This window comes from Alistipes intestinihominis (assembly GCF_040095975.1).
Classification (GTDB): Bacteria; Bacteroidota; Bacteroidia; order Bacteroidales; family Rikenellaceae; genus Alistipes; species Alistipes senegalensis.
Map to the genome: position 1 here is coordinate 189,133 of NZ_JBBMFL010000003.1, position 14,596 is coordinate 203,728.

14 protein-coding genes are annotated in these 14,596 nt (G+C 62.7%); 9 read left to right on the forward strand and 5 right to left on the reverse strand.

Annotated elements, in window-relative coordinates; genetic code table 11:
- The first annotated feature begins 2 nt into the window (after window positions 1–2).
- The 7 genes from WMO46_RS03895 to WMO46_RS03925 all read left to right on the forward strand — a co-directional run bounded on the left by WMO46_RS03895 (window position 3) and on the right by WMO46_RS03925 (window position 7,813).
- Window positions 3–443 (forward strand): 4Fe-4S binding protein, encoded by a 441-nt coding sequence (locus WMO46_RS03895; RefSeq protein ID WP_019151411.1) that lies wholly within the window; start codon window positions 3–5, stop codon window positions 441–443.
- A 3-nt stretch (window positions 444–446) separates the two neighbouring features.
- Complete coding sequence (locus WMO46_RS03900; RefSeq protein WP_019151410.1) at window positions 447–956, forward strand: NADH-quinone oxidoreductase subunit J family protein; 510 nt, start codon at window positions 447–449, stop codon at window positions 954–956.
- Window positions 957–969: 13 nt separating this feature from the next.
- Window positions 970–1,278, forward strand: a complete 309-nt coding sequence (gene nuoK, locus WMO46_RS03905; protein ID WP_019151409.1) for an NADH-quinone oxidoreductase subunit NuoK — start codon at window positions 970–972, stop codon at window positions 1,276–1,278.
- 13 nt (window positions 1,279–1,291) lie between these two features.
- Window positions 1,292–3,184: an NADH-quinone oxidoreductase subunit L gene (nuoL, locus tag WMO46_RS03910; protein ID WP_349093850.1), complete on the forward strand. Its 1,893-nt coding sequence runs from the start codon at window positions 1,292–1,294 to the stop codon at window positions 3,182–3,184.
- A 13-nt stretch (window positions 3,185–3,197) separates the two neighbouring features.
- Window positions 3,198–4,682 carry a complex I subunit 4 family protein gene (locus tag WMO46_RS03915; protein WP_026076670.1) on the forward strand — a complete coding sequence of 495 codons (1,485 nt, stop codon included), beginning with the start codon at window positions 3,198–3,200 and terminating at the stop codon, window positions 4,680–4,682.
- Window positions 4,683–4,688: 6 nt separating this feature from the next.
- Window positions 4,689–6,116, forward strand: a complete 1,428-nt coding sequence (locus tag WMO46_RS03920; RefSeq protein ID WP_129651566.1) for an NADH-quinone oxidoreductase subunit N — start codon at window positions 4,689–4,691, stop codon at window positions 6,114–6,116.
- Window positions 6,117–6,265: 149 nt separating this feature from the next.
- Window positions 6,266–7,813 (forward strand): glycosyltransferase family 39 protein, encoded by a 1,548-nt coding sequence (locus WMO46_RS03925; RefSeq protein ID WP_349093851.1) that lies wholly within the window; start codon window positions 6,266–6,268, stop codon window positions 7,811–7,813.
- Here the strand turns inward: WMO46_RS03925 and WMO46_RS03930 are convergent, their stop codons facing one another.
- The 4 genes from WMO46_RS03930 to WMO46_RS03945 all read right to left on the reverse strand — a co-directional run bounded on the left by WMO46_RS03930 (window position 7,814) and on the right by WMO46_RS03945 (window position 12,277).
- On the reverse strand, window positions 7,814–8,284 hold the full coding sequence (locus WMO46_RS03930; protein WP_129651568.1) for a methylated-DNA--[protein]-cysteine S-methyltransferase: 471 nt from the start codon (window positions 8,282–8,284) through the stop codon (window positions 7,814–7,816).
- Entirely contained in the window at window positions 8,281–10,413 is a 2,133-nt protein-coding gene (locus tag WMO46_RS03935) for a S9 family peptidase (RefSeq protein WP_349093852.1), read from the reverse strand. The genes WMO46_RS03930 and WMO46_RS03935 overlap by 4 nt, the downstream gene beginning before the upstream one ends.
- 155 nt (window positions 10,414–10,568) lie before the next feature.
- Entirely contained in the window at window positions 10,569–11,255 is a 687-nt protein-coding gene (locus WMO46_RS03940; RefSeq protein ID WP_026076667.1) for a hypothetical protein, read from the reverse strand.
- A 17-nt stretch (window positions 11,256–11,272) separates the two neighbouring features.
- Window positions 11,273–12,277 (reverse strand): glucosaminidase domain-containing protein, encoded by a 1,005-nt coding sequence (locus tag WMO46_RS03945; protein ID WP_195497642.1) that lies wholly within the window; start codon window positions 12,275–12,277, stop codon window positions 11,273–11,275.
- A 75-nt stretch (window positions 12,278–12,352) separates the two neighbouring features.
- On the opposite strand from WMO46_RS03945, the gene WMO46_RS03950 reads away from it, so the two are divergent.
- On the forward strand, window positions 12,353–12,958 hold the full coding sequence (locus WMO46_RS03950) for a DUF4254 domain-containing protein (protein ID WP_019151401.1): 606 nt from the start codon (window positions 12,353–12,355) through the stop codon (window positions 12,956–12,958).
- Complete coding sequence (locus tag WMO46_RS03955; protein WP_349093853.1) at window positions 12,942–13,967, forward strand: glycosyltransferase family 9 protein; 1,026 nt, start codon at window positions 12,942–12,944, stop codon at window positions 13,965–13,967. Before WMO46_RS03950 ends, WMO46_RS03955 begins: the two co-directional genes overlap by 17 nt.
- 54 nt (window positions 13,968–14,021) lie before the next feature.
- On the opposite strand, the gene WMO46_RS03960 is transcribed toward WMO46_RS03955, so the two are convergent.
- Complete coding sequence (locus tag WMO46_RS03960) at window positions 14,022–14,591, reverse strand: lipocalin-like domain-containing protein (protein WP_196016803.1); 570 nt, start codon at window positions 14,589–14,591, stop codon at window positions 14,022–14,024.
- Between the last annotated feature and the right edge of the window lie 5 nt (window positions 14,592–14,596).

The window sequence follows — 14,596 nt, forward strand, 5'->3', positions numbered from 1 at the left end:
CCATGAGCAACTATATCAAAGGAGTGTTTCACGGCGTGGGAACCCTGATGACCGGCATGAAGGTCACGCTGAAGGAGTTCTTCACCCCGAAAGTCACGGAACAATACCCCGAGAACCGGGCGGCGTTGAAGATGTACGACCGTTTCTGCGGCGAGCTGACCATGCCCCACGACGCCGAGGGCCGCAACAAGTGCATCGCCTGCGGCCTGTGCCAGTCGGCCTGCCCCAATGGCACCATCCGCCTGACGACCGAGACGGTCGTCGATCCCGAAACGGGCAAGAGCAAAAAACGGCTGGCGCGTTACGAATACGACCTCGGGTCGTGCATGTTCTGCCGGCTGTGCGTCAACGCCTGCCCGACGGGCGCCATCCGCTTCTCGACCCGTTTCGAGCATGCGGTCTACACGCGCGAAAAACTCGTCAAACAACTCAACAAGCAGTAAGTCATGGAAATAACACTCGAATTCATCGTCTTCGTCATTCTGGCGCTGTTCATCGGCGTCAGCGCGATACTCGCCGTGACGACCAAGCGCATCCTGCGCGCTGCGACCTACCTGCTGTTCGTGCTTTTCGGCACGGCGGGCATCTATTTCCAGCTCAACTACTCGTTTCTCGGGGCCGTGCAGCTGCTGGTCTACGCCGGCGGCATCACGGTGCTCTACGTCTTCTCGATCCTGCTGACCTCGAGTCAGGGCGACAAGGCCGAGGACCTGAAAGGCTACAAGCTCTTCGCGGGACTGGCCGCCACGCTGGCGAGCCTCGGCATCTGCCTCTGGGTGATGCTCCGGCACGACTTCAACCCCTCGCATTTCGAGCACGGCGAACTGCACGTGCAGACCATCGGGCACGCGCTGATGAGCCCGGAAAAGTACGGCTACGTACTGCCTTTCGAGGTCATCAGCATCCTGCTGCTGGCCTGCATCGTAGGCGGAATCCTCATCGCACGCAAACGCTAAAACAACTACGGCTATGATAAAAATGGAATATTACCTCGTCGTCTCCACGATCCTGATGTTCGTGGGCATCTACGGGTTCGTCACGCGGCGCAACCTGCTGGCGATGCTGATCTCCGTGGAGCTGATTCTCAATTCGGTGGACATCAATTTCGTGGTGTTCAACCGCTTCCTCTTCCCCGAACAGCTCGAAGGCTTCTTCTTCACGCTCTTCGCCATCGGCATCAGCGCGGCGGAGACCGCCGTGGCCATCGCCATCATCATCAACATCTACCGCAACATCCGCAACATCGAGGTCAAGAGCCTGCGGGAGATGAAGTGGTAACAAACGCTTCGCTATGGAATATACGATCCTGATACTTTTGCTGCCGTTCGTGAGCTTCCTCGTGCTGGGGCTCGCGGGCATGAAGATGCGCCCCGTCGCAGCGGGTCTCGTCGGCACGGCCGTGCTGGCCGCGGTGGCGCTGCTGAGTTATTACACGGCTTTCGAATACTTCTCGGCCGGGCGCGACGCCGCGGGCGCGTTCCCGACCCTCGTCCCGTGGAACATCGTGTGGCTGCCCATCGGCGGGGAGCTGCACATCGACCTGGGCATCCTGCTCGATCCGATCTCGGTGATGATGCTCGTGGTGATCTCCACGGTCTCGCTGATGGTCCACGTCTACTCGCTGGGCTACATGAAGGGCGAACGGGGCTTCCAGCGCTACTATGCCTTCCTCTCGCTCTTCACGATGAGTATGATGGGGCTGGTGGTTGCCACCAACATCTTCCAGATGTACCTCTTCTGGGAGCTGGTGGGCGTGAGCTCCTACCTGCTGATCGGCTTCTACTACACGAAGCCGGAGGCCGTGGCCGCGTCGAAGAAGGCTTTCATCGTGACGCGCTTCGCCGACCTGGGCTTCCTCGTCGGCATCCTCGTCTACGGCTACTACGCCGGGACCTTCTCCTTCACGCCTGCGGCGCAGACCCTCGCGGCCGCCGGGGCGATGATCCCGCTGGCTCTGGGGCTGATGTTCGTCGGCGGCGCGGGCAAGAGCGCCATGTTCCCGCTGCACATCTGGCTGCCCGACGCTATGGAAGGCCCGACGCCCGTGTCGGCGCTGATCCATGCCGCCACGATGGTCGTGGCGGGCGTCTACCTCGTGGCGCGGATGTTCCCGCTCTTCATCGGCTACGCTCCCGAGGTGTTGCATTGGACGGCCTATGTCGGGGCCTTCACGGCGCTCTACGCCGCCGTCGTGGCCTGCGTGCAGAGCGACATCAAACGGGTGCTGGCGTTCAGCACCATTTCGCAGATCGGCTTTATGATCGTGGCGCTGGGCGTCTGCACCTCGGCCGACCCGCACGCAGGCGGACTGGGCTACATGGCCTCGATGTTCCACCTCTTCACCCACGCGATGTTCAAGGCCCTGCTGTTCCTCGGCGCGGGGTGCATCATCCATGCGGTGCACTCCAACGAGATGTCGGCGATGGGCGGCCTGCGGCGTTACATGCCGCTGACCCATGCGACGTTCCTCGTGGCGTGCCTCGCCATCGCGGGCATCTGGCCCCTGAGCGGCTTCTTCTCGAAAGACGAGATTCTGACCGCCTGCTTCGCTTTCAGCCCCGTGATGGGGTGGACGATGACCGCCATCGCGGGCCTCACGGCGTTCTACATGTTCCGCCTCTACTACGGCATCTTCTGGGGCACCGAAAATCGCGAACTCCATGCCGCGCATACGCCGCACGAAGCTCCGCTGACGATGACCCTGCCGCTCGTGTTCCTCGCGGCGGTGACCTGCGTCGCCGGATTCATACCTTTCGGGGAGTTCGTTTCGAGCGACGGCGCGGCCTACGCCATCCATATCGACCGGGGCGTCGCTGCCGTCAGCCTCTGCGTGGCCGCCGCGGCCATCGCGCTGGCGACGTGGATGTACGCCCGCGATAAACAGCCCGTGGCGGACAGGCTGGCCGCCACGTTCAGCGGCCTGCACCGCGCGGCCTACCGCCGTTTCTACATCGACGAGGTTTATCAGTTCATCACCCACCGCGTGATTTTCGCCTGCATCTCGACGCCCGTCGCGTGGTTCGACCGCCACGTGGTCGATGGCTTCATGGACCTCCTCGCCCGGGGCGCCAACGGCGCCGCCTGGCTCATCCGCGACATGCAGAGCGGCAGCGTGCAGCGTTACTGCATCTGGTTCCTCGGCGGTGCGCTGAGCCTCACGATCCTGATCCTTTTAATCTGCTAATCGGAAAGTCGTTATGAATATACTATCCCTCTTCCCGGCCGTCCCGCTCGTGATGATGCTGGGGTTGTGGCTCTCGAAATCGACGCGGCAGATCCACGCCGTGATGGTCGCCGGCTCCTCGCTGCTCCTGGCGCTGGCCGTCGTGCTCGTGGTGCAGTACCTCGGGCTGCGCGGCGCGGGCGAGACGGCCCCGATGCTCTTCACCGCCAGCCGCGTGTGGTATGCGCCGCTCAATATCCATTACGCCGTGGGCGTCGATGGCATTTCGGTGGCGATGCTCCTGCTGTCGGCCATTATCGTCTTCACGGGCACGTTCGCATCGTGGCAGATGAAAACCGATGTCAAAGCCTATTTCCTCTGGTTCTGCCTGCTGAGCGTGGGCGTCTTCGGGTTCTTCGTCTCGGTGGACCTCTTCACGATGTTCATGTTCTACGAAGTGGCGCTGATTCCGATGTACCTGCTGATCGGCGTCTGGGGCAGCGGCCGCAAGGAGTATGCGGCCATGAAACTCACGCTGATGCTCATGGGCGGTTCGGCGCTGCTGCTGATCGGCATTCTGGGCATCTATTTCGGTGCGGGCGCCACGACGATGAACATTCAGGAGATTGCTGCCCTGCACAACATCCCGCTGTCGTTGCAGCGCATCTGGTTCCCGCTGGTGTTCGTGGGCTTCGGCGTGCTGGGGGCCCTGTTCCCGTTCCACACGTGGAGCCCCGACGGCCACGCCTCGGCCCCGACGGCCGTGTCGATGCTCCACGCCGGGGTGCTGATGAAGCTGGGCGGATACGGCTGCTTCCGGGTGGCCATGTACCTCCTGCCCGACGCCGCGCAGGAGCTGAGCTGGATATTCATCGTCCTGACGACGGTTTCGGTCGTCTACGGCGCTTTCGCGGCCTGCGTGCAGACCGACCTGAAGTACATCAATGCCTACTCCTCGGTGTCGCACTGCGGGCTGGTGCTCTTCGCCGTGCTGATGATGAACACCGCGGCCGGCACGGGCGCCGTGCTCCAGATGCTGAGCCACGGCCTGATGACGGCCCTCTTCTTCGCCCTGATCGGCATGATCTACGGCCGCACCCACACGCGCGACATCCGCCAGCTGGGCGGACTGATGAAGGTGATGCCCTTCCTCGCGGTGGGCTACGTGATCGCGGGCCTCGCCAACCTCGGACTCCCGGGCCTGAGCGGCTTCGTGGCCGAGATGACCATCTTCAACGGTGCGTTCATGCACGCCGACACGTTCCATCGCGTGGTCACGGTCGTCGCCTGCACGTCGATCGTCATTACGGCGGTCTACATCCTGCGCGTCGTCGGGAAGATCCTCTACGGCACGTGCGACAACCCCGGGCACCTCAAACTCACCGACGCCACGTGGGACGAACGCCTTTCGGTCGTCTGCCTCGTCGCGGCCATCGCCGGCATGGGGCTCGCGCCGCTGTGGGTGAGCGATATGATCCGCGGCAGCGTTTCGGAAATCATTGCACACATTTTGAGTTAAGCGACTATGGATTACACCTCGATATTTACGCTGATGCGGGCCGAAGTGACCCTCACGGCAATCCTCGTCCTCGTATTTCTCTACGACCTCGTTGCCGGGGAGCGCGGACGCCGCCGGTTTTCGGCCGTGGTCTGCGGCCTGCTCGCCGTGCAGACGGCGGTCTGCCTCCTTCCGGGCGGAGAGGGCGAAGCGTTCGGCGGGATGTTTCAGTACCATCCGATGCACGGCATCGTCAAGGGCATTCTCGCCGCGGGTGCGCTCGTCGTCTGCTTACAGGCGAACACCTGGCTGCGGCGCGAGGATACGCGCCACAAGCAGGGCGAATTCTACATCCTGACCCTCTCGACGCTGCTGGGCATGTATTTCATGATCGGCGCAGGCAATTTCCTGCTCTTCTTCATCGGGCTGGAGCTGGCCTCGGTGCCGGCGGCCTGTCTGGTGGCTTTCGACAAATACAAGCGCTATTCGGCCGAGGCCGGAGCCAAGTACATCCTCTGCGCGCTGTTTTCGAGCGGCTTGATGCTCTACGGTATCTCGTTCCTCTACGGAACCACCGGAACGCTCTATTTCGACGATATGACGGCCCGTCTGACGGGTTCGCCCTTGCAGGTGATGGCGCTGGTCTTCTTCTTCTCGGGGCTCGGGTTCAAGATCTCGCTCGTGCCGTTCCACCTCTGGACCGCCGACACCTATCAGGGGGCGCCCACGGCGGTGACCTCCTACCTTTCGGTGGTGTCGAAGGGCGCCGCGGCGTTCGTGCTGCTGGCGGTGCTCGTGAAGGTCTTCGCACCGATGGTCCGGGAGTGGCAGACGCTGCTTTGGATCGTCACCGTGCTGAGCATCACCGTCGCCAACCTCTTCGCCATCCGGCAGAAGGACCTCAAACGCTTCATGGCCTTCTCGTCCATCTCGCAGGCCGGCTACATCATGTTGGCCGTCATCGGCGGCAGCGCCCTCGGCATGACCTCGCTGGTTTTCTACGTGCTGGTCTACATGGCCGCGAACCTCGCGGTGTTCGGCGTCCTGTCGGCCGTCGAGCAGCAGACCGGCGGCAAGGTGGGGATGGAGGACTACAACGGTTTCTACAAGACCAATCCCCGGCTGGCGGTGGGGATGACGCTCGCGCTCTTCTCGCTGGCGGGAATCCCGCCTTTCGCGGGCTTCTTCTCGAAATTCTTCGTCTTCGCGGCGGCTTTCGAGGGCGGGTTCCGCTGGCTGGTCTTCATCGCGCTGATCAACACCGTGATCTCGCTCTACTACTACCTGCTGATCGTCAAGGCGATCTACATCACCCCCAACGATACGCCGATCGCCGCGTTCCGCACCGACCGCTGCACGCGCATCGGTCTGGCAGTTTGCATGGCCGGGGTGTTGCTGCTGGGCGTCGTGAGCGCCGTTTACGACGGCATCAACCTCTTCGCGTTCGGGCTCTGATCCCGGAGCCCGGACGGCATGTGCGGGGCGCGGTTTTCCTCGCCCCGCGCTTTCGACGGAGCCCCCGGACGGGGCATATTTCGCCCGGGAGTGCGGAATTTGCGGGATTTGTCGTATTTTTGCAACCGAAACAACGCTGAACAGGATTGATGATCTCTTTCGAACGCCTCGGAATTACCCCCCCCCGCCTGATTTGGGCCGGGTGTCTGGTCACGCTGCTATACGCCGCTTTCAGCCTGGGCACCTACCATCCCGACGAACATTTCCAGATACTCGAATACGCTCATATGAAGCTCTTCGGGACCCCTACGCCGGATCATCTGCCGTGGGAGTACCTCTTGCAGATGCGCCCCGGTATACAGCCGTTCGTGGCGTGGGCCGTCGGGAAAGGACTGCTGGCCGCGGGGATTTATTCGCCCTTCGCCGTGGTCTTCGTGCTCCAGCTGCTGAGCGGAGCCCTTTCGGCCGTCGTGCTGCTGTTCTTCTACCGCACGGTGCGCGATGACCTGCGCGACGAGAATGCCCGCTGCTGGTTCCTGCTGCTGGGATTTTTCCTTTGGTATCTGGCCTACCTCCACGTCCATTTCAACGCCGAGATGATCTCGGGCAACCTGCTCCTGCTGCTGGCGGCGCTCACGATGCGCTGTCATAGGGCCGTGGGCCGGCGGGAGTTCGGCCGGGGCGTGCTGCTGGGCATGACCGCGGGACTGACTTTCGCGGTGCGGTTCCAGATGGGATTCGCGCTGTTGGGCTACGGCATCTGGCTGTTGGTGTTCCACCGCCGCCGGAAGCTCTATGCCGGGATGGTTCCGGGCGTTCTGGTCGTGCTGGCGCTCGGGATGCTGACCGACCGCTGGCTCTACGGCGAGTGGACCCTTACGCCGGTGAACTACCTGCGCGAGAACATCTTCAACGAGAATATGCTCAAATTCGGGACCTCGCCGTGGTGGTACTACTTCACCGAGCCGTTCACCGAGGGCGGCTATGTCTACGGACCGTTGGCGCTGGTCGCTGCGGTTTGGTTCTTTTGGCGCCGTCCCCGGCATGTCGTGACGTGGATGCTCGTGCCGTTCCTGCTGGTGCACTTCTTCCTGGGGCACAAGGAGCTGCGGTTCTTCTTCCCGGCGCTCTTCTTCGCCCCGTGGTTCATCGTGCTGATGTTCCGCGAGCTGCCCCGCAGGTGGTTCGGGGCCCGGGTCTGGCGTTACGTGCTGGGAGCGCTCGTCGCGGTCAATGCGGGCATCATGGGCTACTGCCTGGCGCAGCCCCGTCCGGAGATCTGTTTCTACAAGATGATGCAGGAGTACTGCCGCGGCAAAAAGGAGGTCGTGGCTCTCGGGCTGGTTCCCACGGGCGTCGGATACGGGTATATCGAGGATATTTTGGAACCCGGCCGCATCGTGGAGATCCGGTTCTACATGCCCCGGAACCTCCGGCCGCTCTGTTTCGACACGCAGGAGGCGCTCGAAGCGGCGGTTCCCGCGTTGCAGGCCCCGGACCGGCAGCTGATGGTGCTTTCGCACTGCTGGTGGCTGGACACGGAACTGTCCCTGCCGCTGAAAAAAGTCCCCTGGCGCCCCTATCCCGACTGGCTGGTGCGCTGTTTCAATTTCAACGACTGGACGCGCTTCGGCGCCCGCTATATGGGTGTCTGGGAGGTGGAACCGACGGCCGCGGCCGCTCCGGAAGCCGTCTGACTACCGTTTCTCCAGCGCGAGCAGCTGCTCCTTAACGTCGAGGCCCCCGGCATATCCCGTGAGCTTGCCGTCGTAGCCGATGACCCGGTGGCAGGGGACGACGATCACGATCGGATTGCGGTTGTTGGCCATGCCGACGGCCCGGAACGACTGGTTGTGGCCGATTTGGATGGCGATCTGTTTGTAGGTGCGGGTTTCGCCGTAGGGGATGGTGCGCAGCGCCTCCCAGACCTTCTGCTGGAAAGGCGACCCTTCGGGGGCGAGGGGCAGCGTGAATTTGCGCCGCGAGCCTGCGAAATACTCCCCGATCTCTTCGGCGGCCTTGCGCAGCAGGGGAGTGGCTTCCGCCGCGGTGCAGCGTGCGGAGCCCTCCGGGACCTCCGTGCCGAATCGGATGGCCGTCACGGCTTTCTTCGTCGCCGTGACCGTCAGCGGGCCGATCGGCGTTTCGAGTTGCATGGAATACGTCATAAATTCTTCAGGGTGTAATCAATCATTTTCTGTCTTATGTGTGCCGTTGCGTCGGGCAACATCGAGTGATTCTGATCGGGATACACCATCATGTCGTACTGCTTGCCGGCGCGGTTCAGCGCCCGGGTCATCTCCACGGTGTTCTGGAAATGGACGTTGTCGTCGGCCGTGCCGTGGATGATCAGCAGGCGCGTCCGCTTGTCGTCGAGCATCCGCGCGAAGTTGATCGGCGAATTGTCGTCGTAACCCGCGGCGTTGTACTGCGGGAGGTTGTTGTAAATTTCGGTGTAGATCGTGTCGTAATAGCGCCACGAGGTGACGGGCGCCACGGCGATCGCCATGCGGAACAGCCCGTGCCCCTTCATGGCGCAGCTCAGGGCCATGAATCCGCCGTAGGACCAGCCGTAGATGCCGATGCGCGCGGGGTCCACCCAGGGCTGCGACGCCATGTAGCGGGCCGTCGAGATCTGATCCTCGGTTTCGAGGGCTCCCAGGCGTCCGTAGGTGAGTTTCTTGAACTTCTCGCCCCGGAATCCCGTGCCGCGGCCGTCGGCGCAGACCACGATATAGCCTTTGTCGGCCAAAGCGTCCTCCCAGTCCAGCGACCAGCGGTCGCGGACCGACTGCGAGCCGGGGCCCGAATACTGCGTCAGCAGCACGGGGTAGCGCTGCGAGGGGTCGAAGCCGCGGGGTTTGACGATGTAGGCGTTAAGCGTGTCGCCGCGCTCGGTCGTGAACGTGAAGAACTCCTTGACGGGGCGTTCCGATGCCGCCAGCTCCTCGCGCAGCTTGCGGCTGTCGGCCAGCGTGCGGATCACCCGGCCTTCGGCGTCGCAGACCTCCGTGAGGTTGGGCGTCGCGGCGTTGGAGAAGGTGGTGATGAAGTATTTCATGCCGGGAGCCGGGGCGGCGGTGTAGTAGCCTTCGCCCGCGGTGAGACGCCGCTTGTCCTTGCCGTCGAGACGTATGCTGTAAAGGTTGCGGCGCAGCGGCGAGGTCTCGGTCGAGAGGTACCAGACGCGTTTGCCGTCGCATCCCACGACCTCGGTGACCTCCCAGTCGCCCCGGGTCACCTGCCCGAGAATGCCCCGGCGGAGGCTGTACAGGTAGAGGTGCATGAATCCCGTGTGGCTCTCCTGCCGCACGAGGAAGCGGTCCTTGTCGATGAACGTCACGGTCTTGTCATCGACCCGTTCGACATACTGCCGGGCGCGCTCCTCGTAGACTGTGCGCTGGGCCCCGTGGGGTTCGCAGACGATCATTTCGAAGGTGTTCTGACGCCGGTTGAGGCGGTAATACCAGGGCCGTCCGTCGGGCGTCCACCCGATGCGGGGGATGTACTGGTCGGTTTCGGGACCCGTGTCGATGCGCTCCTTCGCGCCGGTCGAGAGGTCCGCCACCCAGAGCTGGACCACCGAATTGCGCTCCCCGGCCTTGGGGTATTTGAACGAGTAGGCCCGGTTGTAGAGCTTGCCGTCGAAGCGCATCATCTCCATCAGCGGCACTTCGCTCTCGTCGAAGCGCAGGTAGGCGATGCGGCGGCTGTCGGGCGAGAAGGCGTAGGCGCGCGTGATGCCGAACTCCTCTTCGTAGACCCAGTCGGTCGTGCCGTTGATGACCTGATTCCACGCTCCGTCGTCGGTGATGCGGCGCGTGGTCTGCGCGGCGATGTCGTAGACGTAGAGGTCGTTGCCGTCGGAGTAGGCGATGCGCTGTCCGTCGGGCGAGAACGAGGCGTCGCGCGGCGCTTCGGCCTGCCGCAGCACGGGCTGCACGCGGTTGTCGCGGATGAGCGAATAGGAGGTGGTGTAGGAGTGGCGGTAGATGGGTTTGCGCCCCGAGGCGATGAGGATCGTCCGCTCGTCGGGCGAAAAGAGGTAGTCGCTGATAACCAGATCGGGCGCGGGCGACGGGAGCAGGCTCTCGCCGGGAGCATCCGTGGCATAGCTGTAACGGAGTATATTGTTTTTTTCGAGCGTGGTGTAGTGCTCGCCGTCGGCCGTGGGGCGGATGCCGCGCACCGATTCGTTCAGGCTGCGCAGGCGGGCGATTCCGGCGTATTCGTTCTGGGCGTATGCTGTCCCGGTTGCCAACAGCAGTCCGGAGAGAATAATTAATTTGTTTATCACGGTTGTTCTGTCTTTTTTGCGTTGCAGCGTAAGTCCCCTCCGAGGAGGGGATTTAGGGGTGGGTCAGATTTGTAAACGCCGCCCGTGGCGGCGACTGCGACCGGCGGATACGCAAATTCGGTGCGGGACCGGATTTTGTTTCAGTTCCCGGTTGCTTAAATATCCTCTATGTCGAAATCGTAGCCCAGTCGCTTGCCGGTCACGAATTTCGAATTGTCCATCTTGGTGTTGAACTGATCGACCGTCACGCGCTTGTTCTCCTCGTAGGGAGGCATCAGCAGGTCGAAGTTCAGCGCGAAGTCGATCGCCGATTCGAGAATCGGCACCAGCGCGTCGCGGTCCAGCTCCTCCCGGCCGAAATCCGCGGCCCGCATCGAGGTCTGCTGCTTGCCTTCGACGAAGTAGCGGCGTTCGCGGTTGATGAAGATGCGGCCGATCAGATACCCTTCGTCGGCGTTGCGGTTGAACTTGAACGAGTCGGAAAGGAAGTTGTAGATGTTGACCAGTCCGCAGTAGGAGTTCTCGCGGTCGGCCGCGACGTAGGGGTTCTGCCAGATGGGGTGTCCGTCTTCGAATTCGAAAACGTCGGTGTGCATCTGGAAGATCAGGATGTCGTTGGCGACTTGCAGCTGGGCTTCGAACTTGCCGCGGTCGCGGTATTCGAGGCGCACGCGGCGGTCGAGTTTGCCGTCCAGCTCGTCGTCCATCTCCGAGGCCATCTCGAACAGCGTCTCCTTCAGGGTGTTGAATGCCGCGAACGAGTTGTCGAAGACCTTCTGTTTGAGGGTCGATTTGCGGATGATCGTATCGAGTATCCTGGCTCTCAGCGGGGTTGTTTCCATAGGTCTTATGTCGGTTTTTATTTGATCCGTATCTGGCGTCCCTGTTCCAGCTCCTCGCCGGGTTTGAGTTTGTTGAGCTTTTCGATCGACCGCGTGCGGATGGCGTAGGACTGGCCGACGGAGTAGGCCGTCTCGCCCCGGCGCGCGATGTGGTGCCGGGAGTTGCCCGTCCAGCGCTTCTTCTTGCGCTCGATGTAGACCGTCTCGCCCGGCACGGGCTGCGCCTGCTTGTCTTTCAGATCGTTGAACTTGCGCAGGTTGCGCGGCGAAATGCGGAATTTGCGGCCGATGTTCTCGAACGTATCGTTCTCCTTGGCCGTGACGTAGTGCACGCCGTTGGTGGCATAGACGTTGTAGCCCGCATGGGCGTTGATCGTCACGCGGTAGTTGTCCGGATCGACGGCCGTTCCGGCCTCGGCCGTGCGTTCCACGCTGCTCTGCTCTGCGAACCACTCCTCGGGGTCGCGCGGAAGCCCGTAGCGCGTGGCGTAGAGGCGCATGCCGTCGGGACGGTCCAGCAGGTAGAGCTGGTTCTCCTCGATGACCCGCACGAGCCGCTGGGCGTAGTCGGGGGCCGTGGCGTATCCGGCGGCCTTCAGACCCCGCGCCCAGCTCTTGTAGTCGTCGGACGGATAGGCGAAGAGCGAGTCGTAGCGCGGCTGCGAGTCGAGAAACTCGGCGTGGTCCTGGTAGGAGGCTTCGACCGAGGGGTACGAACGGAAACATTCGCCCTTGGCGTCGTCGTCGTGGTAGACCTTCTCGCCGGTCCAGTTGCGCTTGCACTTGATGCCGAAGTGGTTGTTGGACTTCATCGACAGCAGGCTGTTGCCGCAGTCGGATTCGAGGATGCCTTGCGCCATAGTGATGCTTGCCGGGATGCCGTAGCGCTCCATGTGGGCCACGGCGATCGACATGTAGCGGCTGATGTATTCTTCGCGTGTCTGGCGCACCTGCGCCCCGAGCTGCACCGCGCAGCAGAGGAGGATTCCCGCGAGGGATATTGCTTTTTTGGAAAAAGTCATTATCTTTGTTTAACAGTTACCGACAAAGGTATAATTTTCCGATGAAAATAACAATAATCGAATAAACCCTAAGCTATGTTTACCGAAAACGCGAATCGTATTTTCAACCGTTCTATCGAAGATTATCACCGCTGGGACGATGTCGATCATCCGATCGACAATCCCTATGCTCCGGGAACGATCGACCACCTGCTTTATCATAAGAACTGGATCGACACCGTGCAGTGGCATCTGGAGGACATCATCCGCGATCCGGAGATCGACCCGGCCGAGGCGCTGAAGATCAAGCGCCGCATCGACAAGTCGAACCAGGACCGCACGGACATGGTGGAGTACGTGGATTCCTACCTGCTGGACAAATACAAGGAGGTCGTGCCGGCGCCCGACGCCCGGCTGAACACCGAAACCCCGGCGTGGGCCATCGACCGGCTGTCGATCCTCGCCCTGAAAATCTATCATATGGCGCGCGAGGCGGAGCGCACGGATGTCGATGACGAACACCGTGCGGCCTGCCGGAAGAAGCTCGGCGTGCTGTTGTCGCAGCAGGCCGACCTTTCGCGGGCCATCGAGGAGCTGATCGAGGACATCGAAGCGGGTCGCAAGTACATGAAAACCTACAAGCAGATGAAGATGTACAACGACCCGGCGCTGAATCCGGTACTCTATGGGCAGAAGAAATAGGGAGCTGCCGCGTCATCTGCTGGTGCTGCGGACCTCGGCGATGGGCGATGTGGCGATGCTGCCGCATGCGCTCCGGGCGCTGATGTCGGCCTATCCCGACCTGCGGGTCACGGTGGCGACGCGGCCGATGTTCAAACCCTTCTTCGAGGGGCTCGGCGTGGATTTTCTCGATGTCGATCTCAAAGGCGTCCACCACTCCCTGCGGGGCATGTGGCGGCTGGCGGCCGAGGCCCGGCGGCTGGGCGTGGACGCCGTGGCCGACGTGCACGACGTGCTGCGCTCCCGGGCGTTCCGCCTGTCGATGACTCTCCACGGCATCCCCGTGGCCTTCATCCACAAGGGCCGCGCGGAAAAACGGCGGTTCATCCGCTGCGGAAGCCGCGGCATGGAGCCGCTGCGCCACACCGTGCTGCGCTACTGCGACACGTTCCGGCGGCTGGGGTTCGTGTTCGACGATCCGGAGCCGGTCCGCCGGCAGGAGCGGCCCGATCCGTTCGGCCCGAAAGAGGGCGTCTGGGTGGGCTTCGCGCCGTTTTCGGCCCAGCGGGGCAAGACCTATCCCGAAGAGCTGAGCCGCGAGGCGGTGCGGCTGCTGGCGGAGCGTTACGACCGGGTCTTCATCCACGGCGGCGGAGGCGGCGAGCAACGCTTCGCCGAGGAGATGGAGCGCACGTATCCCAACGTCACGGCGTTGTTCGGCAAGGTCGGCCTCGACGGGGAGATGGACCTGATCGCCGACCTCGACTGCGTGGTGTCGATGGATTCGCTGGTCATGCACCTCGCGGCGCTCGTGGCTACGCCCGTGGTGTCGGTGTGGGGAGCGACGCATCCCGGGCTGGGATTCCTGGGCTACGGGTGCGATCCGCGGGGCGTGCTGCAAGCCGACATGGCGTGCCGTCCCTGTTCGGTCTTCGGCAGCAAGCCCTGCCGCTACGGCGACTACCGCTGTCTGAAAGCCGTGACCCCCGCGATGATCGCCGAACGGGTCCGGCTGCTTGTCGGACGATGACGAAACGAAAAAGCCTCCGGACGACCGGAGGCTCTTTTTTTGCCGCAGATGCGGTTAATCGGCTTTGGTGTAGACCGTTCCGGTCCCCTCGATCGTCAGGGTGTATTTGCCCTCGGCGTCCTTGGCGATCACGCCCGTCTCGGTGAAGCCGATGGTCTGGCCGTTGCCGATGCTCTCTCCTTTGAGCAGGATTTTGTCGGCCTCGCCCTGGAGCTCCCACGACGTGTAGACCAGCGTGGCCATGTTGATCGACTGCGCAACGCCTTCGATCCGGATCTCGACGCCCATCACGCCCTCGGGGTCGATCGGGTCGGGCATCGTCCACCGGCCTATGGCTTCGGCGTAGGTGGGGTCGGTGGCGATCTTCGTGGCCGCGGCGCCGTCCTCCAGTTTGCCCGTGTAGTCCACGACGACCGGAGCGCCCGGCAGCAGGCCGTTGGCCTCGCTCTTGTCGGCGTCCGTCGTCGAGAAGGTGTAGGTGACGTCGGCCGTCGGAGCCTTGACGGTGACGGTGTTCATCGAAGCGTCGGCGATGAAGCCCTCGAAAAACTTCGGGGTATTGTCGGCGCAGGCTGCCAGCCCGCAGAGGGCCGCGGCAGTCGTCAGGAGTTTGATGCTTTTCATTGGCT